The following is a 19,973-nucleotide window of genomic DNA, read 5'->3' as shown; positions in this document are numbered from 1 at the left end:
GTGAACTAGTTTTTAATTATAGCAACCGAGGTTACAGTAATGGAGGTTGCATTAATAAAGGTAGTCTTTTTTTTAGATGTATCCCTGTTTTCAGCCAATTTTGTACTACATGGACCGGATTTGTTGGTGAATTCTACGATTACTGATATATTCGTTAAAAAATAGAATAATCACAGATGAAAGCCCTATATCAATTCTTACTTGTTTCTACCATCGTAGGGACAGTCACTGCATGTAACTCACAGGATAAAAAAACGGAATCAGGCAAAGTGGAAGTACAGGCTACACCGCGGGTGGTAACTTTGGCGGACTTTAAGAAGATAAAAGGAGTAGACAACATACAGGAGGTGCCCTTTCAATTGTTTACAAAACTGGATTCGGTACATTTTTTTGTAGCCCCTAGCGTGGATTCGGCTTACCTCAAGGTACAGCGCCATAATCTGGATAATTATTATGGCTTTGAGGAGGTTGGTGACTTCTATGCGATACATTACAGTATCGAGAATAATATCTCAAACAGTATAGAGGCCTATGTCCTGAAATCGGAATTTACGGCTTCATTTGATCTGACACTGAAAGGAGCTAAGCTGGATGAAATCAGAAGCAGTACGTATAAAGCGGTCGATGATTTTAAGAACAAGTCGTTTGATAAATATGGATCGATAGTCGAAGTATCGGAGCAGGAGTTTACAAAAGCATCACAGCATAGAGTCGATGAAATTCTGGTAAAGAATCCCGATGTCCAATTGAAGAACAACATCTGGACATATACGGATAAAGACAAGGCGTATAGCATTACCCCGTATGAGAATATCTCGGAAGAAGAAGGTACATTTTACAATGCATATATCGGCCAATCGAAGTTTATGGGACTACAGGTATTTCACGAAAGTTCGGATGCTGCCAACGAGACTTACTACACGTTTTATGAGCCACTTGCTGCGGTCAGGTATGATCTATATGCTGCAGGTTATCCGCAGGTTCTTCCTGCCAGAAGCTGCATATCGTGGGTTACGTCCAACTCCAGTGTCGGTAGTGATTTTGTAATCAGCAAGTATGTGCCAGAAGAAAAAGGACAGCAAGGCCTGTTGTACGTCAACTTTACCAGCTTCAAGATAGCAGATGACGAAAAAGCGTTCTGGGCAGATAAGAACACATACTATGCCGCAGTATACCCGCTCAATTCGGCTCCCGCAAAAGGTAAAGTCCAAAAGATGGCTTACGTCAAAATACAGGTTAAAGAGGAATTGTTTTAATTGTTGTAAACTCTTCTAAAGACGTCATTGCGAATGAAATGAAGCAACCCCGAAGGGCTCATCGTAGATAATCTCATTGTTAATCTAGTCTACAAACTCCGTCTTGCAGTAATCAATTTTGTAATCGCCGTGTTCGTGAACCAGCGTTACCTCATTCTGCGTTTTAATACCCTCGCCGTAATCGATAAATACCTGGTACAGTCCATCTTTGATCTTGTTGATGTCTAATTGCTTCAGCTCTCCGATATCGCCATTGCCTCTCCCGAATAGCCACATTTCGCGCTCTTCTATCGGATATATATTGGACCACTTGGCTTTATATTTTTTCTCAGCTGCGGGGTACTCTTCATCTGTCAGGTTGGAGGGGCCGTAGAGTTCACCCGAATCAGCAATAAATTCCTGAAATCGCTTGGTACACAACTTTTCTTCTACATTATATTCAGGAAAGTATTTGTCTGAGTTTTTTGTTTTGAAAATGCTTTCCAGCCATTCTAGTCCTTGATCGATAGATTTATCCGTTACACTTCCTTTGTGGAGGTCTGTAGGATTGGAAACCTCCTTATTCGTCGTGACTGTTGCAGAATCGGTTGTTTTTTGCGCAGAAGTCGTGTTTTTTTGATTGCAGGAACTTATCAATAAAGCAGATAAGCTGATGCTTAAATATTTTATGTACATACATTATCGAAATATATTCCAATATTAAGAACAATTGAAGAGATTGACAATCCCTATTATTGACTATATTTTTTAGATTAAAAATGGGGATGGTTTTGAACATTTTGTTTTATTTAAAACCGTAAATCTTATCTTTAGGTATGCATAATCAGCTTTTGAAACTTATTGATCAAAATGTGATGCTTCCAGATTTGGAAAGAGCACTGTGCAGACAGTATTTTGAACCAGTGCTGGTTTCAAAAAATCGTATCCTGGAAGGAGAGGGAAAGATACCTTCGTACCTGTATTTTGTGGTTTCCGGTTTTGTAAGATTGTTTCATTATAACGGTAAAGGAGAAGAGGTGACTACGCATATCAACTGTCCTCCGGGCTTCATCACATCCTATGTCAGCTTCGCAAATGGATGTAGATCAGATGAAAATCTGGAGTGTATTACAGACTGTGAGCTATTGCGTATAACGAAAAGGGATCTCGATCTACTGGTACAGCAAAGTCCTGCGTTTAAAGATTTCAGTATTCTTGTATTTCAGCAAGCGCTATCGTACAATGAAAACCGTGCTAAGGAACTGGCGACCCAAAGTGCCGAACAACGCTATCTGAAGCTTATGGATGAGTATCCTCAAATAATCCATAATGTACCGATGCAGTATATTGCTTCTTTTTTGGGGATGAACCCCAAAAGCCTGAGCCGTATCCGTAGGCAGATCATGATGGGGATACGAATGAAATCTTCTTATGAATGAGGAATGAAAATAGTGTATAATGAATTTATGTAGATTGATATAAGATGAATCCTATCAGTGTTTTATTTTTTGCTATTGCTACTTTTTTAGGTGTAGAAGAATCGAGAATAGTAAGTCGTAAGGCTACGGTGACGATAGATCCTGTACATCAAACTTTTGAAGTTGTGCAGGAAGACCTTTTCTCTATACTTGTGACAAAAGAAGATAGCATTGCTATGATCAATGAGCTGCAGCTCATTATGGATTTTAAAAAAGGTTTGGAAAAGAATGATTCGGATGGCCTGATTGTAGAAAGCCTGTCTTTGGAAGGGCAAGGAGGCGAAATTAGTGCTGTCCTGAAAGGTAGATATACGGCTGTCAAAGCATTTGAGAGGGCAGGGATCTATTCAGATGCCGCTGGATTCTCGATGGTGAATATTCCCGAATGGAATATCCGATCGGAAGATGCTGTTTTGAAAGAGAATTATTGGGGCTGGCCAGCAAATGGCAAGGTGACTTTGGTGGTAGAAGCCTTTGAAAATATTCCTGAAGATTATTTAAAGTATCGACGTAGTATATTGCCTTATTGGGATGGCGCACAGGGTAACGGAAAAAAGTAGGATGCCGAAGAGGTACTCCAAACAAACGGTACCCCATATCAGCAGGCAGCTTATTAGGTAACATTTGTGAAGTGGTTTTGAGTGGATAGGGCTGAACTTTGTCCTATCATTTAAAATCAAAACAGATGAAAGAAAAAAATAAGGTATTGGTGTCCGGTGCAAATGGACACTTGGGAAATAATCTCGTAAGATTACTCATCAAAAAAGGATTTGAGGTCCGTGCTTCTGTCCGTAAACTCAAAAAAGAAAACTGTTTCGAAGGGCTGGATTGTGAAATTGTACAAGCTGATATAACGGATAAAGCTTCGTTCGTGCGTGCACTGAAGGATGTCCATACGTTTTACGCAGTAGGTGCCGCATTTAAGCTATGGGCAAAAGATCCGAAAAAGGAGATTTATGATGTCAACATGCAGGGAACGCGAAATACGATAGAAGCGGCTGCAGAGGCAGGTGTAAAGCGGATCGTCTATGTGAGTTCGATCGCGGCGCTTGATTATACCAATTTGCCTACGAAAGAGAGCAATGGTTATAATCCTGATCGTAGGGACATGTATTATAACTCTAAGAATGATGGCGAAAGGCTGGCTTTTCAGTTGGCACAGGAGTTGGGAATAGAATTGGTGTCGGTGATGCCCGGTGCTATGATCGGAAGTGAAGCTTTTCTGCCGCTCAATGTATCATATGGGGTGTTGAAGCTGATTTTGAATAAGCAGATACCAATGGATACCAAGATTACGCTAAACTGGGTTGACGTGAAAGATGTCGCAGAAGGGTGCTGTCTGGCCGCAGAAAAGGGACGATCGGGTGAACGCTATATTTTGGCAAATGAGAAATGTATGACCATTACGGATACGACTAAACTCGCGCAACGGCTTTATCCCGAATTAAAGTTAAAAATACCAGGTGCTGTACCTAAGTTCGTCCTGTATGCGATAGCAGGTGTTATGGAATTTTCGGCAAAACTAAGTGGTAAACCTCCAGTGCTTACAACCAAGGAAATAGCGATGTTTTCTGGTCTACAACAGGATTTTGATATTTCGAAATCAAGGACTGAACTCGGTTTTAATCCGAAGGAAGGTGCAAAAGCAGTCAAGGAAGCGATGGATTATCTGATGGAAAATAAACACTTGCTGTAGACCTTGATAAGCTATCTGCTGTAGCAATGTGGCGGGTAGCTTATCAGATCGTAATAAATTTACTGTATTTTAATATCCAGGCTATTGGACTGTACGTTGATACGCTCGCGCAGTATTTCTTCGGGACCTAATAGCTGTTCCTTGAAGGCATTTAAGTACGGGTAGACTTTGTAGTCAAAGCTACTCTTGCCGATTGTTACAGTGCCTTTGCTTTTGGGGATTAGTTTGATCTCAAAAATGAGATCTTTGATATAGGTCTCCCCATCAAGTTGGGACATAGTCTTGCCCTGGTAGTCGGCGTTCCAATCAAAGCTTGCGACATGGAAATGATTATCTATTGTCTTCTTAAAGCCTTCAATACCGACTTTATAATCTACATTACCTTCATCTATAACTGCTATCATTGCTTCTGGACCACCTTTTTTGACAAGTGCAGCTGGTGTAAAACGGCTGAACTGCATGAACTTGGAATACTCGAATAGCGAAAGGGTGATGGTGTCTCCTAAAAAATATTGCTCTCTGTCCGTGATGAGGATGGTCCGTACAGCCTTACTGTCTACTGGGAGCTGTTCGACTACCTCTATAGATGCTGGCTGACTGGTATATTTTTTTCCGGCTATCTGAGCCTCAACGACTGGGAAATCTACTTTTCCCAATGCGCCTGCATCAAACTGGAACTCGTAAAAATAATTTGCTCCTTCGGTTTCGAGCTCTTTTTCTATAGTAGAAGCATCAAATTCTGTTTCGAGTTCGCTATTCGTAGAAGTGATGACCATGCTCCCCGGGTCGGGTTTGCTTGTAAAGTAGATTTTTATGGCTGTAGATTGATGGAGCGCGATCTGGGGTTGCCCAACAAAAGCTATCATTTCTTTCTCGGTGGTCTGACCGGTACTGTTGCACGAGAATGAAAGCAAACATACAGAAAGGAGTTAAGCAGTCTGAAAAAGTGTTTTTAAATGTACAAGCGTAATCTGAAGCATATAGAATGTTGTATTGTTCAAGTTTATCTGGTTAAATTTATTATTATACGAAAAAAAAACCAAAATAGTATGTTATACGGTTATAAAGATTGGCTTATGGCATATGCTGTTATCTATTGTCGCTTTCCTCTTCTTTACCTTCTTGGATCAGCTCGTTCACATCCTGCATTTCATCCTTGTCCAGGTTCTCGAGACGCTCTTCCTGATCATCAGATTGTCGGTCGATATGGAAGGTGCAGGATACAGGAAAGTGATCCGATCCGATATCGGGCAGAATCGTTAATCGGTCGATGAATACCTGCGGGCTATGGAATAGTAGATCCAGAGGAACCCGAAAGAACCAATATTTAGCATGGAAAGTCGCGAGTATTCCCCGGCCGATACGGGCATCGATAAGCTGGCTGGTTTTTCTGAATAGAATCGAACTCTTTGCCCATGCTACATTATTAAAGTCTCCTGCAACCACGACAGGTAGTGTATAGTGACGTACGCGCTTGGCTACGCTTAGAAGGTCACCATCACGCTCTTTCGAATTTTCTTCTTCGGTGGGACTCGGTGGCGGAGGATGAACACCAAAGAAAATAAAACGGTACCCATCCTTAGTCTCAAGTTCGGCTTCGATACTAGGGAGATCATCAGCTACAAAATAGTGTGTCTGAATCTTTATTACCCGGAGGCGCGTATAGAAGTGCATTCCGTAAGTGTTGTCCAATGTGACTTTTTGAGTATTTGGATAGTCGTTCTCCAGCTGACGTAGTGCCTGCTCCCAGCGGTTATCACTTTCCATCGTAAGCACAATGTCAGGCACTTCTTTTCGGACTAGGGCTATAAAACGCTCATACTCCCGATTGTCCTGGTATACATTACAGGAGATAATTTTAATATGATCTGAAGCTGAAGCAGATTTTTGAATTACTGGTGTACGCCAGAACTTAGTATACCGCGACAGGATATACATATGATAGATCATTAACAGCAGTTGTATAGACTGTATAAACCAAAAGAGTGGATCTCTGTCGCTAAAAATGAATAGCAGTGCAAAGACAGCCCCTTGCAGAATAAGGATCTGTAGCTTTAGGAACTCGGGCACGCGGAAAATCCAATGTTGATGTTGTATAAAGGGGAGGATGCTGAGAAGGATAAGTAAACAGGACAGTAGTAGGATGAGCATATATGAAGTTTGTTTTAAATAAATACACTTGAGCGAAATGTTTTGTTTTTGTATAGCTGTTTTTTTACAAATAGGGACTATCTTTATTCCTAAATTTTTAAACACTTATGGTAACCATCCAGATGATGAAGAATGGTGCTTTATATTCAAAAACAGATAATCTATGATACGCATTTTATTGCTTGTAGGCCTGCTGAGCGGTGTGCTATCTGCTGAGGCTCAGTTTATGAAGGTATTGGATCCAGACGGATTCGTCAATATTAGGGAAGAGCCTAATGTAAAAAGCAAGATTGTAGGCAAGGTGAATTCTCATGCTGTTGTATATCATCTGGAGGCAGATGGTATGTCCGGAAACTGGGTGTCCGTGACGTTCAGGGTGAATGACAAAGAGTTGGATGGCTATATCCATGCTTCTAGATTGAAAGTGCTTAGTCAGTTAGCGTCTGTGCCTTTGGTGGCTTCCGATCAAACCCACTGGCTGTTTAAAAGCCCGAAGGGAAAAGGAACTACAGCGGATGTTTCGGTGCGAGTGGAATTTGATAACGCTAATCCTAATGCATTGAAAGGAAAGTTGAAGATGGATGAAAACGGTGATATCGCGCTGAACGGAGTGCCGGTATGGGGACTTTACGACCCTAATGTAAAAGCGTCTAGGTATAAATCTATTGAGGTAGAGATCGGGGGACGGAAGACTGGGGTGCCTGCTAAAGAATTGGAGACTTTGTTTTCTGTGGGAGAAGATCTACAGCATGGTAGTCGGTTCCCGATGCTGATCACCTATGACAAAGAGCGTGATGCGTTATATATTGGCGCTTCAAATGGAGATACCTCCTATGCGTATGACGTTCTTTTTGTCTTTGTCGCTGGTAAGTTTAAAGAGCGGCTTGTTTATATTCCGTTTTGACCGAAATAGGATAGCCTTGTTTGGGTACTATCGAACTTAGGCTTAGGCGAATGGCTTTGGGTGCCTTGTCGTGAATCTTTTAGCGTACCAGTACCTAATAAATCTTAGACATAGTTCAGTTCTGACTGTCTTATTAAATAGCAACGGATCTCATTTTAGTAGGGAGAATCGCTATAATAAAGTTACCCTATGTGTATTTTGCGTATTCCGGCCAGTACAAAGAAAATCAAGCTAAAGCCAAACAGTATCCAACTTATCCAAGGGATGCCCAAGAAGGTGGTCTGCTGTACACCGGACAGGAGACAGCCCCCGAGAAATAAGACGCCTGCGATATAGAGGTTTCTGTTGATGCTGCTGTCTTTGCGTTGTTGCTGCTGTAATCCAGCAAGCTCCTGACTATCTATACGGAATTTTAATTCGCCCTGTTCTACTTTGTGCAGCAGGTCTATTAAAGACTTGGGCGCCGCCGATAGTGTCCCCTGTAGTTGCTGTAGCGATTGTAGGATGTTCTCGATGATGTAAGGAGGAGAAAGGCGTTTGGCCATAATCTTGGTGATATAGGGCTTGACCTTGTCAATGATATTTAGATCGGGCAATAAGGAACGTCCAATGCCTTCTAATAACACGATGCCCCGCACAAGGAGGTAGATGTGGTCGGGCATGAGGATGTCATTCTGATTGAGTATTTTCGAAAACCTTGAAAAAACCGCTTTGACATCCAGTTCTTTGAGCGATTGGGTCGCAATCATGTCAAACATGGCCTGTATATCCCGCTCGAGTACCTTTTCATTTTTGATATGGATACGGATGGACATGCGTTTGATGGTCCGAATGAGATTGTCGACATCCTTGTTAATGAAATAGAGGATAAAGTTTTCGAGTTGCTCTTTGTCCCTAGGGAGCAGGCGTGCCATAGCGCCAAGATCGATAAAGGCGATATGGCCCGAAGGGGTGACGAGCATATTGCCGGGATGGGGATCGGCATGAAAGAGGCCATGCTCGAGTACCTGTGTGAGGTAAAGGTCTAACCCGGTGTCGATGATGTATTCTGGATCAAGCTGCTGTGACTGGATGGAAGAGCTGTCGGTAATCCGGAATCCCTGGATCCAGGAGATACACAGTAGGTTATCAGTAGATAGTTCGGGGTAGGCCTGCATGCATTTGATGCGGGGCTCATCGCTGAAATTGCGGGCAAACTGTTGGATGTTTTTGAGTTCGTGCTGAAAGGATAACTCTTCCATAATATTCTTTTCAAAGGCTTCGAATATATCAGGAAGATTGATCTCCCGTACCAATGGATAGTAATCAATGAGTAGGTTGATAATATCTTTGAGTAGGAGTAGGTCGGCAGTCACGATTTCCCGGATGCCTGTCCGTTTTACTTTTAGGATTACGAAGGTGCCATTGCTCAGGGTGGCTTTGTAGACCTGTGCAATAGAGGCCGAAGCAAATGGCTGTTCGTCTATGTGCTGGAAAACGGTCGAGAGATCGTCAAGCTGTAGCTCATTCTCAAGCCAGCTGCGAATATCGATTTTCTCGGGCGACACATTGTCCTGTAGCTTCTTCAGCTCGAGGATAAGCTGCGGAGGCAGTAGGTCTTCGCGGGTAGAGAGGGTCTGTCCAAACTTGACATAGGTGGGGCCGAGTTCTTCGATTGCTTTGCGGATGCGCTCGTAGAATAAAGGGGTTTGATCTGCGGTGGTTCCTGTCGAAGAAGCTGTTGTGTCCTCTTTACTGGTTATTTTGGATTTGAGGTCTTCAAAACCATACTTGCCAAGGATGCTGATCAACTTGGCTGCCCGCATCAGTTTGCTTTTTTGCCGCGCTATCGGGTTTTCCATACACTATAATCTGTTGTTAAGCTATTACAAGATAGTGATTTTTTGGAATTCGGGCGTTAAGACAGTGTTAAAGATACTGATTAGGCATGGATTTTCATTCCTCTTAGGAAAGAAAATCTATGCCTGTAGGGTAGGATTAAATTAAAGTTCTTTACGTAGACGTGCGACTGGAATGTTCAGTGCCTCACGGTATTTGGCTACGGTACGTCGAGCAATAGTGTAGCCTTTTTCTTTAAGTATCTCGGTCAGCTTTTCGTCTGCCAGTGGTTTGCGCTTGTCCTCGTTGGAGATACACTCCTCTAATATCTTTTTGACCTCTTTGTTGGAAACTTCTTCGCCGGAGTCGGTCTGTATCGCTTCGGAGAAAAATGATTTCAACAGGAATGTACCGAACTCAGTCTGTACGTATTTGGAATTGGCGACGCGTGAGACTGTGGAGATATCCATATCTATCTCTTCGGCGATATCTTTTAGGATCATGGGTTTGAGCATACGGTCATCCCCTGTAAGGAAATAGTCATACTGAAACTCCATAATGGCATTCATGGTCTTGAGCAGTGTTTGCTGCCGCTGTTTGATGGCGTCGATAAACCATTTGGCCGAATCAAGTTTCTGCTTGACAAACTGTACGGCCTCTTTCATCTTCTTGTCGTTTTTCTCCGCCTTTTCGTAATGCTCGAACATATCCTGATAGGAGCGTGATACCCGTAGCTCTGGAGCATTGCGTCCATTAAGGGTAAGATGGAGTACCCCATCATCGTTGCTGATGTGAAAATCGGGAATAATCTGTAGCTGCTTGCCGGCGACAGATGCCGAATCCCCCGGTTTGGGATTGAGCTTTAATATCTCGTTGACAATCTCTTTGAGCTCTTCGGAATTGACATCCAGTTGCTTCTCGATCTTGTCGTAATGTTTTTTGGTAAACTCGTCCAGGTAGTTCTGTACGACGCGTATAGCTTGCCGTACCACAGGGTTATTCTGGTCTTTCTTTCGGAGTTGGATCAATAAGCACTCTTGTAGATCGCGGGCGCCGATACCAGCAGGTTCAAAAGCCTGTATGACATGAAGCATCTCTTCGACCTCGTGCTCTTCGGCCATTACATTCTGTGAAAAGGCCAGATCATCGATAAGCGATAGTATAGGACGACGAAGGTAACCGTCATCATCTAAGCTCCCTATGAGCTGATTGCCGATGAGGTACTGCCGATCGCTCAACGCAAGCAGATCCAACTGACTCTGTAGTTTTTCAAAGAAAGAATCTTGTATAGCGATAGGAATCTCCCGCTGCTCGTCTTCATCGTCGGCAGAGTAGTTGCTCCCATAATCTTTATAATCATCTTCCTGTATGTAGTCCTCTACACTGAATTCATCATCAAAAGATTCTTCATTCTTATCGTAGTCGTCAGGGTCTTTATCTGGATATTCTTCCACAGGATCACTCATATTGGTCAAGCTGCCGTCTTCCAGGGCTGGATTTTCTTCCAGTTCTTCTTTGATACGGGTATCTAAAGAAGCGGTAGGAACCTGCAAAAGCTTGATAAACTGAATCTGTTGTGGAGATAGTTTTTGTAATAGTTTTTGCTGTAATGTCTGTTTTAACATGTCTAAGTTAATTACACGGGTAAAAATAATGATTTATACCGACATTAAATACCGTTTATTTATTTACGAGTAGAACGACCTGTTCTTTTAGGGCTGTGAGGGAAGTCTAAATTAACGTGTTTCAACCTATTATTAGACTTTGTTAAAATTAGTTAATTTTATTCTCGCATGGCTGTTTTTGTTTTCTAAAATAGGGTATTTTAAAACATTTTATCCATATTTACCGCATGTTTAGACGTGTTAAAAATAGAATATTACGATATGTACTAATTGTAGTTTATAGTATCATATTGTTTACTTGTGCAGTGCAACTTAATTTCTTAGGTCTATTCGGTTATTCGCCAACAAAGAATGATATTGTAATGCCTACACTGAATGTGGCTTCGGAAGTGTATACGGCAGATTCGGTGCTGATCGGGCGGTACTTTGAAGAGGATAGAGACCCTGTCCCTTTTGATAGTATCTCTAAGCATGTGCTGGATGCGCTGATCGCGACAGAGGATGTACGATTTTATAAACATAATGGGGTGGACTTTATGGGCTTGGTCTCGGGAGCGGTCTCGACACTGAAGGGCGATCCGCGGGGAGCAAGTACCATCACACAGCAACTGGCAAAAAATCTTTTTAAAACAAGGTATACCAATGCACAGGGCTATCTGAGCAAGGTTCCGGGGATAAGTATACTGATCACCAAATATAAGGAGTGGATGACAGCCTACAAGCTGGAGACCCGCTATAGCAAAGATGAAATCATTACGATGTACCTGAATACGGTCTCGTTCAGCAACAATGCTTATGGCATCAAGTCGGCATCGATACGTTATTTTAACAAACAGCCGAGTACCTTGAATGTGAATGAAAGCGCATTGCTGGTCGGTATGCTGAAGGGTACGACCATCTATAATCCAATCCGTAATCCAAAGAATGCTATGCAACGCCGTAATGTGGTGCTCGCACAGATGGAGAAATCGGGTTACCTCACGCAGGCACAGGTAGCAGACTTTTCTAAGGACTCGCTGCGATTGGATCTAAATTATAAAGACAATATCGATGGCAATGATTCTTACATCCGCTCTGCAGTAGAGCGCTGGTTGGAAAAATGGAGCCAGGACAATGAGATCGATATTTATAAAGCAGGACTTAAGATCTATACGACTATCGATTCGCGGATGCAAAAGATTGCGGAGAAGGTGGTGATAGACCGTATGGAAGAATTGCAAAGGCGCCTAAAGAATACCTGGGGCAGTGAGGAGCCATGGCGGGATAAGGAAGGCAAGGTTATTCCGGAATTTCTGGAAAACCATGCCCGGAAGTTACCTATATATTCGGTTCTGATGCATAGGTATCACAATAATGAGGATAGTGTATTTGTCGACTTGCGCAAAAAGAAGGAAATGGAGGTGTTTACCTGGCAGGGAATGGAGAAGGTGAACTATTCGACGATGGACTCGCTGAAGCACTACCTGATGATGTTGAATACGGGGATGATGGCAATGAATCCGTATAACGGTGAAATCAAAGTGTGGGTAGGCGGAATAAATCACGAATACTATAAGTTTGACCATGTCAACCAGGCCAAACGTCAGGCAGGATCTACCTTCAAGCCTTTTGCCTATATGGCAGCCCTGGAGTCGGGTATGTCACCATGTGATAAGTTTACGGATAAACCGGTGAAGATTGAATTTACCAATAAAAAGGGAGAACACGAAGTGTGGGAACCAAAGAATGCGGACTGGAGTGTGTCGTATCGGGAGATGTCGCTACGTTGGGCGATGGCGAGATCTTTGAATACGATTACAGCACAGGTGACCGAGGCTGTAGGCTGGGATAAGGTGGTGGATGTCGCTCATCTATGTGGTATCGATAGTAAGCTGGAGTCGGTGCCTTCGGTCGGGCTTGGATCGAATGATGTGTCTGTCTACGAAATGGTAAAAGCGTATGCTACATTTATGAATGCCGGTAAAAAGACAGATCCGGTTCTAGTGTCTAAGATTGTGGGGATGGATGGGAGCACGCTTGCTACATTCAAATCGGAACAGAAACAGGTAATCAATCCGGAAAATGCCTGGTTGATGACGTATATGCTAAGAGGGACGGTCGAAGAGCCGAGCGGTACGTCACAGGCACTATGGGAATGGGATCTGTTTAAAGACGGAAATGAAATAGGTGGAAAGACAGGAACGTCTTCAGATTATGTCGATGGCTGGTATATGGGGGTGACCAAGGATCTGGTAGCGGGTGTATGGGTAGGCTGCGATGAGCAGAGTATACATTTTAAAAACTCGGGTACAGGGGAAGGATCGAAGACGGCACTGCCTATCTATGCCTTATTTATGGAAGAATTGTACAAGCATCCGGAATTGGGGGTAACATTTGGCAAGTTTCCGGAATCTACTGTAGAGGTGAAGAAAGATTACCGTTGTCCTAGCCCACGTATACGTGTCGAGCAACCGACAGATAGTCTAGATAATGTAGGCGAAGAAGGAGGTGAAGAAATGGTGTTGCCAGAGCTTGAAGAGGTACGTCCGGTGCAGGGGGAAGCGGGAACGCAACGAAGCAATACGCAGGAAAATAGAAGTAATAATTTACCTTAATTAGTTATAGATTTATTCGATTATAAATTACATGCAATTATGAATGGAATTATGCGGTACCTCGCCAAATTAGCGTTGACATGCTGTATGTTGCTCTTGTTTGGTATGTCTGTCCAGGCGCAGTATTTTGGACAGAATAAGATGCGCTATAAGAAGCTGAATTTTAAGGTCTACGATACGCCACACTTTAATCTCTATTATTACTCAAAAAATGACAGCTTGATTCGCTGGTTGGCAAAAGAATCGGAGGTGTGGTACGAACTGCATCAGCAGGTGTTTCAGGACACCTTTTCGCGTAAAAACCCAATTATCGTCTATAATAACCATCCCGAATTTCAACAAACAACGGCTATCTCTGGAGAGATAGGTGTGGGGACGGGCGGGGTCACTGAGGGGTTCAAGCAGCGGGTGGTAATGCCAGTGATGCAGATCAACCAGCAGACGCGGCATGTGCTCGGGCACGAGTTGGTGCACGCTTTTCAGTACAGGGTTTTAATGGAAAGGACAGATTCTACCCGTCTGGAGAGTATAGGGAATATACCGTTATGGATGGTAGAGGGGATGGCGGAGTATTTTTCCATCGGAAAGAAAGATGCTTTTACGTCGATGTGGATGCGTGATGCTTATGTGAATAATGATATACCGTCGCTCAAACAGATGACGGAGCAGTCGTACAATTATTTTCCCTATCGCTATGGGCAGGCATTCTGGTCCTATATCGGGGCAACCTATGGAGATACGGTGATCATGCCGCTCTTTGTCGAGACAGCAAAGTATGGGTACGATTATGCCATGCGCCGGGTCTTTGGCTATGACGCACAGACGGTGTCTACGCTATGGAAGAACAGTATGGAGAATATGTACCGAAAGCTGGATAAGGATACGACCTCAAGGCCGATCGGTGTACAGCTACTGAACCGGTCGAACGCAGGGAATATGAACATATCGCCGACGATATCGCCAAATGGTAAGTATGTGGCTTATATGTCGGAAAAGGATATGTTCAGTATAGATCTCTATCTGGCAGATGCGAGTACGGGAACTATGATCCGAAAGCTGGGAAGTAAGCTGACGAGTAAGGATATCGATGAGTTTAGTTTTTTAGAGTCAGCGGGCTCATTTTCTCCGGATAGTAAGAAGTTCGCCTTCTCGGTGTTCAGTTCAGGTAAGAGCAAGCTGATGACGGTGGATGTGGAGACAGGAAAGGTGCTCTCGGTGCAGGCGATGGGAGAGATTGTAGAGTTTGCGAATATAACTTGGTCGCCCGATGGAGAGACCTTAGCATTTTCGGGATTGAGCAATGGGCATTCGGACCTGTATACCTATAATCTGAGCACAAAGAAGGTGACGCAATTAACGAATGATGTGTATTCGGATTTTCAGCCAAGTTACTCTAGGGACGGTAAGTATATTGTGTTCAGTACGGATCGCCTGACCCTGCAGGGAAATAGCAAGGAGGTAGATATCCCAATGAGCCTAGCGGTTTTGACTGTGGCTACGGGAGAGATCAAAAATATAAATGTGTTCCCCGGAGCGAACAACCTGAATCCACACTTTTCGTCGAATGGACAGGAGATCTACTTTTTGTCCAATGGCGACGGATACCGCAATATGTACCGTTATCTGATTGCTTCGGGGACGGTCGAGCGGCTGACGGATTATTTTACGGGGATATCGGGGATCACTGAATACTCGCCGGCTATGAGTATCTCGAATAATGATGAGATTGTATATTCTTACTTTAGAAAGGGTAAGTATAATGTGTATAAAGCAAAGAGTACCGAATTCGAACCTGTAGTGGTCGATGGTACAACAAGTGATTTTACAGCAGCTATGTTGCCACCACTGGTGAGCAGAGGGGTGAATGTCGTCAATACGAACCTGCGCAACTTTAATGTGTTTGGCCGTATCGGTGACGAACAGATTAATAATATCGCTTACACGCCAAAATTTAAGCTGGATTATCTGGCTAATTCAGGTGCTGGGATTTCGGTAGGTTCACGGTATGGGGCAGGCCTGGCAGGAGGTGTCTTTGGTATCTTCTCTGATATATTAGGTTATAATCAGATTCAGGCTACTTTGAATGTAAATGGACAGATACAGGATATCGGTGGACAGGTTACTTATATCAATCAGCGTGGTCGGTTTAACTGGGGAGGTTCTGTATCCCATATTCCTTACTTAATGGGGTTCCGCCAATATCGCATGGAAGATTTTGGGAACGGGAAGGAACGCTCAGCGAATGATTATTATATCCGACAGTTTGAATCGCAATTGGATGGCTTTGTAGCGTATCCGTTTAATAGGTATAATCGTTTTGAAGTAGGAGCCGCATTGGCCCGATATGGTTATAGAGTTGATAAGTGGAGACGCAGTTTAGAGAATAGATATGGCGATAGGCAGAAGATTTCGAATGAAGAGGCTTCTGCAGAATTGGGGTTTGGGGATTTACGTCCGCTGATTACGGAGCAGTTGAGCGCCGCTTTTGTCGGGGATAAATCTGTGTTCGGAATGGCTGCTCCATTGCAGGGACATAAATATAGAGTTGGGGCCGGGCAGGTGTTCGGTGATTTAGAGTATACGAATTATTACTTTGATTTAAGGAAATATGTGCGTACGGCACCAGTGACTTTCGCAGCTAGGGCCTATGGGTATTTTCGTTCCGGAAAGGATGAAGATAGGTTGAGAGGTAACTATATCGGGTATCCGTTTTTTGTCCGGGGCTTTGATGACCTGAATCCCGATAAGGTAGGTGGAGTATCATTCAATGATTTAATGGGATCAAGGACTTTGGTAGGTAATTTTGAGGTGCGACTGCCGTTTACAGGTCCGGAGAAGCTTGCTATGTTTAAGTCAGGACTGCTTTTTTCGGATCTTAACTTCTTTTTTGATGCGGGTTTAGCATGGAGCCGTGGAAATACAATTGTAAGTAGTGTAGATAAAAAACCTATTGTCCAGCAAATAGACAGTGATGGTAAGCCTGTGGAGGATGATAAAGGTAATCCGGTTAATGGGTATGATACAAACTATCGTGTACCTATTTTCAGTACGGGAGTCTCTTTGCGTATCAATCTATTCGGCGCAATGATATTGGAGCCGTATTATGCAGTGCCATTGATCAAGTCGAGAACAAAATTTGGGACATTCGGATTAAACTTTCTGCCAGGATGGTAGTCTATAGCTGTAACATATGCGATATATGTTGAGGTTGTTAAGGGGGCGTTGTTTAGACTTAGGTTTAAACAACGCCTTTTTTTGTAGCTGTTGTTGTATGTCCTTAATCTCATTAAGGACATTTTTGTATAATCATGTTTGGGTAGTATATCACTGAAAGCTGTTCGCCTAATAAGCCGCCATCAGAGCATGCGAAACTCGCAGCGCTGGGTGACTACTCATCGCTGTGGAAGAAGAGGTGAGGTTGAGCCAGTTTGGATTGTGTTTTCGGATCAGGCGTTCTTTTTGCATACGTGTGAAATGGGTGAGTTCCATTAGGCGCTTCTGTGCACTGTCAAAAGAAGCAAATTCTTCTACATGTACAATACGGTTAAACTTAGGGAGCTTGCCCACGTTGCGGCTGGAATGAAACTGTAGGTTGGCGGATTGTGTAATTAAATCCTGTGTATAACCTGCCTCTACATAGGCTCTATTTGGATCTGTCGCGATGTAAATAAGGTGTTTTTTCATGTGATATACTAAATTATTTGGTGGTGATTATATTTTTTACTAATTTTATTGGCACAATATTACTAATAAATTTAGTTTTCAGAAAATATATTTTAAAATACTTTATGTCAAACATTTCATCAAACCTCAAGTTCTTAAGAAAAAAGAGCAAACTGACACAGCAGCAATTTGCTGATGTTATGGAGATTAAGCGTGCTTCGGTAGGGGCCTATGAGGAGGATCGCGCAGAGCCAAAGTATGAGCTGCTAAAAAAAATAGCAGAACACTATGAGCTATCGATGGATGAATTGGTCAATGACCAGATAGATGAGAAATGGAAGCCCGTTCCGAAAAGCAACGCCTCTAATCTACGGGTGCTAAGCGTTACAGTGGATGGCGACGATAGAGAGAATATAGAATTGGTGCCGACCAAAGCGAGTGCAGGTTATCTGAACGGTTATGGCGATCCGGAATTTGTACGGGAGCTGCCAAGATTCTCTCTGCCGATTTTCAAACAGGGCACCTATAGGGCTTTTGAAATAAAGGGAGATTCGATGCTACCACTTCCGTCGGGCTCTATCGTGGTTGCAGAGTATGTTGAAAATTGGCATGACGTGAAGCCAGGGCAGACATATATAGTGCTCTCGCAAAATGATGGTATCGTATATAAACGTATCGCATTTAAATATAAAGATGATAAAGGATTGAAATTACTGTCGGATAATAAGGTATATGAGCCGTATTGGGTTGCCGCTGATGAAATTCTGGAGGTGTGGAAAGCGAAGGCTTATATCTCTACGGAATTTCCGGAGCCAAGTAGTGAGCCGACTATGGAGTCTCTCACAGCAATGATGGCGCAGATGCAGAAGACAATCAGTGCGGTGGTGGATACTAAAAATCCCTAACTAAAAGATGCTAAGATGTTTTTAAGAAGCGCCAGATGATATGCGGATCGAAAAAATATACGGGAGGCTTGTGTTTTTCAAAAAAAAATACTACTTTTGTACTATCTGAAAGGAAGGGGGCATGTATTTGCCCCCTTTTTTAATTGATTTTTAAAATTAACGTATGCAGGTCGAACAACGCGTAAAAGAACTGGTAGAAGAAAAGATTGCAGATAGAGCAGATCTCTTTGTAGTTCGTATAAAGATGTTGAAAAATGGGGTTCTTGAAATCTTGTTGGATGGTGATGAGGGAATCTCTATTGAGGATTGTGTGGCAGTGAGTAGGCATGTGGGATTTCACCTGGAAGAGGAGAATGCAATTGAAAAGGCTTACCGCCTGGAGGTCTCTTCGCCGGGGATAGACACAGGTCTATTGATGCCGAGACAATATGTCAAGAACATAGGACGCAATGTCCGTATTAAATTGGAGGATGGCACTAAGCGTGAAGGTAAACTGATCAGCGCAACGGAGTCGGAAGTGGTAATCGAAGAAATAATAAAAGAAAAAGGAAAAAAGGCTGAAACAAACGAAGTCATATTTTCAATGGATAAAATAACAGAAACAAAGGTGTTAATTTCATTTAACTAAAAATGAGCAGCAATATTAATTTGATTGACTCTTTTCAGGAGTTTAAAGAGTTCAAAAATATCGACCGTCCTACGGTAATTACAGTATTAGAGGAAGTATTCCGCAGCATGATCCGTAAGCGTTTCGGTACGGACGAGAATGTTGACGTTATTGTGAATCCGGATAATGGGGATTTGGAAATGTGGAGAACACGTGTGGTGATGGAGGACGGATTTTCGGAAGATGATGATTTAGAAATCGAATTAGCTGAAGCACACCAGTTTGATCCTGATTTGGAAGTTGGGGATGATTATATCGAGCAGATTACACTGGAAAGTTTTGGCCGCCGTGCAATCTTGGCAGCCCGTCAGACGTTGGTATCTAAAGTATTAGAGCTAGAGAAGGATGAGGTATTCAAGAAATATAAAGACCGCGAAGGTGAATTGGTAATCGGAGAGGTTTATCAGATCTGGAAGAAAGAAATTCTGGTATTGGATGAGGATGGCAATGAGCTGATCCTGCCTAAAGCAGAGCAGATCCCAGCCGATTATTTCAAAAAAGGTGATAGCATTCGCGCAGTAGTCTATAAGGTGGATATGATGAACAGTAATCCTAAGATTATTATTTCACGTACAGCACCTGAATTCTTACAGCGTCTGTTTGAACTGGAAGTTCCAGAGATCTTTGATGGTTTGATTACCATTAAGAAAATCGTACGCGAACCAGGAGAACGTGCTAAGGTAGCGGTAGAGTCTTATGATGACCGTATCGATCCAGTAGGAGCCTGTGTGGGTATGAAAGGGTCCCGTATCCATGGTATTGTACGCGAATTGCGTAATGAAAATATTGACGTTATCAATTTCACAACAAACCACTCCTTGTATATCACACGTGCATTGAGCCCTGCGCGTATCTCTTCTATCAAGATTGATGAAGATGAAAAGACAGCTGCAGTCTACTTGAAGCCAGATCAGGTTTCATTGGCTATCGGCCGTGGAGGACACAATATCAAGTTGGCCGGCAAGTTGACAGGTTATGAAATCGATGTGTACAGAGAGAACGATGAGGTAGAGGAAGATGTGGATATCGAAGAATTCTCAGATGAAATCGACAGCTGGATCATCGACGAATTGAAACGTGTTGGTCTAGATAGTGCGAAGTCGGTATTGTCGTTGTCGTTAGAAGAATTGACAAGACGCACGGATTTAGAAGAAGATACTATCCAGGAGATAGTGCGCATTTTGCAATCGGAGTTTGAATAAGCTTCGGTTGCCCATACGGATATTACATATTAAAT

At 42.9% G+C, this 19,973-nt stretch carries 16 protein-coding genes; 10 read left to right on the top strand and 6 right to left on the bottom strand.

The features are described from left to right. The first annotated feature begins 176 nt into the window (after positions 1-176). On the top strand, positions 177-1,256 hold the full coding sequence (locus tag JKG64_RS04400) for a hypothetical protein (RefSeq protein ID WP_210353117.1): 1,080 nt from the start codon (positions 177-179) through the stop codon (positions 1,254-1,256). A gap of 84 nt (positions 1,257-1,340) precedes the next feature. On the opposite strand, the gene JKG64_RS04395 is transcribed toward JKG64_RS04400, so the two are convergent. Beyond that, on the bottom strand, positions 1,341-1,931 hold the full coding sequence (locus JKG64_RS04395) for a hypothetical protein (protein WP_210353116.1): 591 nt from the start codon (positions 1,929-1,931) through the stop codon (positions 1,341-1,343). A gap of 140 nt (positions 1,932-2,071) precedes the next feature. Between JKG64_RS04395 and JKG64_RS04390 the strand changes: the two genes are divergently transcribed. The 3 genes from JKG64_RS04390 (at position 2,072) to JKG64_RS04380 (ending at position 4,409) form a co-directional block, all read left to right on the top strand. After that, a complete protein-coding gene (locus tag JKG64_RS04390; protein WP_210353115.1) occupies positions 2,072-2,674 on the top strand; it encodes a Crp/Fnr family transcriptional regulator in 603 nt (200 codons plus the stop codon). 44 nt (positions 2,675-2,718) lie between these two features. Next, positions 2,719-3,273, top strand: a complete 555-nt coding sequence (locus JKG64_RS04385; RefSeq protein WP_210353114.1) for a hypothetical protein — start codon at positions 2,719-2,721, stop codon at positions 3,271-3,273. A 125-nt stretch (positions 3,274-3,398) separates the two neighbouring features. Continuing rightward, entirely contained in the window at positions 3,399-4,409 is a 1,011-nt protein-coding gene (locus tag JKG64_RS04380; protein WP_210353113.1) for an NAD-dependent epimerase/dehydratase family protein, read from the top strand. 59 nt (positions 4,410-4,468) lie between these two features. Here the strand turns inward: JKG64_RS04380 and JKG64_RS04375 are convergent, their stop codons facing one another. Further along, the gene (locus JKG64_RS04375) at positions 4,469-5,275 is read right to left on the bottom strand and encodes a hypothetical protein (protein WP_210353112.1); all 807 of its coding nucleotides are present in this window, start codon (positions 5,273-5,275) and stop codon (positions 4,469-4,471) included. A gap of 223 nt (positions 5,276-5,498) precedes the next feature. Next, positions 5,499-6,560: an endonuclease/exonuclease/phosphatase family protein gene (locus JKG64_RS04370; protein WP_210353111.1), complete on the bottom strand. Its 1,062-nt coding sequence runs from the start codon at positions 6,558-6,560 to the stop codon at positions 5,499-5,501. Between the two features lie 163 nt (positions 6,561-6,723). On the opposite strand from JKG64_RS04370, the gene JKG64_RS04365 reads away from it, so the two are divergent. Next, entirely contained in the window at positions 6,724-7,464 is a 741-nt protein-coding gene (locus tag JKG64_RS04365; RefSeq protein WP_210353110.1) for an SH3 domain-containing protein, read from the top strand. A 182-nt stretch (positions 7,465-7,646) separates the two neighbouring features. On the opposite strand, the gene JKG64_RS04360 is transcribed toward JKG64_RS04365, so the two are convergent. After that, positions 7,647-9,305, bottom strand: a complete 1,659-nt coding sequence (locus tag JKG64_RS04360; RefSeq protein WP_210353109.1) for an ABC1 kinase family protein — start codon at positions 9,303-9,305, stop codon at positions 7,647-7,649. Between the two features lie 141 nt (positions 9,306-9,446). Then, entirely contained in the window at positions 9,447-10,907 is a 1,461-nt protein-coding gene (gene rpoN / locus JKG64_RS04355; RefSeq protein WP_210353108.1) for an RNA polymerase factor sigma-54, read from the bottom strand. A 305-nt stretch (positions 10,908-11,212) separates the two neighbouring features. Between rpoN and JKG64_RS04350 the strand changes: the two genes are divergently transcribed. Together JKG64_RS04350 and JKG64_RS04345 are read left to right on the top strand one after the other, a co-directional pair. After that, complete coding sequence (locus JKG64_RS04350; protein ID WP_317195830.1) at positions 11,213-13,501, top strand: transglycosylase domain-containing protein; 2,289 nt, start codon at positions 11,213-11,215, stop codon at positions 13,499-13,501. A gap of 87 nt (positions 13,502-13,588) precedes the next feature. Next, a complete protein-coding gene (locus JKG64_RS04345; protein ID WP_210354300.1) occupies positions 13,589-16,675 on the top strand; it encodes a basic secretory protein-like protein in 3,087 nt (1,028 codons plus the stop codon). A gap of 168 nt (positions 16,676-16,843) precedes the next feature. On the opposite strand, the gene JKG64_RS04340 is transcribed toward JKG64_RS04345, so the two are convergent. Continuing rightward, positions 16,844-17,185, bottom strand: a complete 342-nt coding sequence (locus JKG64_RS04340; RefSeq protein ID WP_210353106.1) for a GIY-YIG nuclease family protein — start codon at positions 17,183-17,185, stop codon at positions 16,844-16,846. Positions 17,186-17,289: 104 nt separating this feature from the next. On the opposite strand from JKG64_RS04340, the gene JKG64_RS04335 reads away from it, so the two are divergent. The 3 genes from JKG64_RS04335 to nusA all read left to right on the top strand — a co-directional run bounded on the left by JKG64_RS04335 (position 17,290) and on the right by nusA (position 19,938). Continuing rightward, entirely contained in the window at positions 17,290-18,069 is a 780-nt protein-coding gene (locus JKG64_RS04335) for an XRE family transcriptional regulator (protein WP_210353105.1), read from the top strand. 163 nt (positions 18,070-18,232) lie between these two features. Then, on the top strand, positions 18,233-18,697 hold the full coding sequence (locus JKG64_RS04330; protein WP_210353104.1) for a ribosome maturation factor RimP: 465 nt from the start codon (positions 18,233-18,235) through the stop codon (positions 18,695-18,697). A 2-nt stretch (positions 18,698-18,699) separates the two neighbouring features. Further along, a complete protein-coding gene (gene nusA / locus JKG64_RS04325) occupies positions 18,700-19,938 on the top strand; it encodes a transcription termination factor NusA (protein ID WP_210353103.1) in 1,239 nt (412 codons plus the stop codon). The last annotated feature ends 35 nt before the right edge of the window (positions 19,939-19,973 follow it).

This window comes from Sphingobacterium tabacisoli, from assembly GCF_017908035.1.
GTDB lineage: Bacteria > Bacteroidota > Bacteroidia > Sphingobacteriales > Sphingobacteriaceae > Sphingobacterium > Sphingobacterium tabacisoli.
The sequence above is the reverse complement of the archived record's forward strand: the minus strand, read 5'-3'. Positions and strand labels throughout refer to the sequence as shown.

Coding starts and splice junctions, on each gene's coding strand:
- JKG64_RS04400 (WP_210353117.1), top strand. CDS start 177: ATGAAAGCCCTATATCAATTCTTACTTGTTTCTACCATCGTAGGGACA.
- JKG64_RS04395 (WP_210353116.1), bottom strand. CDS start 1,931: ATGTACATAAAATATTTAAGCATCAGCTTATCTGCTTTATTGATAAGT.
- JKG64_RS04390 (WP_210353115.1), top strand. CDS start 2,072: ATGCATAATCAGCTTTTGAAACTTATTGATCAAAATGTGATGCTTCCA.
- JKG64_RS04385 (WP_210353114.1), top strand. CDS start 2,719: ATGAATCCTATCAGTGTTTTATTTTTTGCTATTGCTACTTTTTTAGGT.
- JKG64_RS04380 (WP_210353113.1), top strand. CDS start 3,399: ATGAAAGAAAAAAATAAGGTATTGGTGTCCGGTGCAAATGGACACTTG.
- JKG64_RS04375 (WP_210353112.1), bottom strand. CDS start 5,275: ATGATAGCTTTTGTTGGGCAACCCCAGATCGCGCTCCATCAATCTACA.
- JKG64_RS04370 (WP_210353111.1), bottom strand. CDS start 6,560: ATGCTCATCCTACTACTGTCCTGTTTACTTATCCTTCTCAGCATCCTC.
- JKG64_RS04365 (WP_210353110.1), top strand. CDS start 6,724: ATGATACGCATTTTATTGCTTGTAGGCCTGCTGAGCGGTGTGCTATCT.
- JKG64_RS04360 (WP_210353109.1), bottom strand. CDS start 9,305: ATGGAAAACCCGATAGCGCGGCAAAAAAGCAAACTGATGCGGGCAGCC.
- rpoN (WP_210353108.1), bottom strand. CDS start 10,907: ATGTTAAAACAGACATTACAGCAAAAACTATTACAAAAACTATCTCCA.
- JKG64_RS04345 (WP_210354300.1), top strand. CDS start 13,589: ATGTTGCTCTTGTTTGGTATGTCTGTCCAGGCGCAGTATTTTGGACAG.
- JKG64_RS04340 (WP_210353106.1), bottom strand. CDS start 17,185: ATGAAAAAACACCTTATTTACATCGCGACAGATCCAAATAGAGCCTAT.
- JKG64_RS04335 (WP_210353105.1), top strand. CDS start 17,290: ATGTCAAACATTTCATCAAACCTCAAGTTCTTAAGAAAAAAGAGCAAA.
- JKG64_RS04330 (WP_210353104.1), top strand. CDS start 18,233: ATGCAGGTCGAACAACGCGTAAAAGAACTGGTAGAAGAAAAGATTGCA.
- nusA (WP_210353103.1), top strand. CDS start 18,700: ATGAGCAGCAATATTAATTTGATTGACTCTTTTCAGGAGTTTAAAGAG.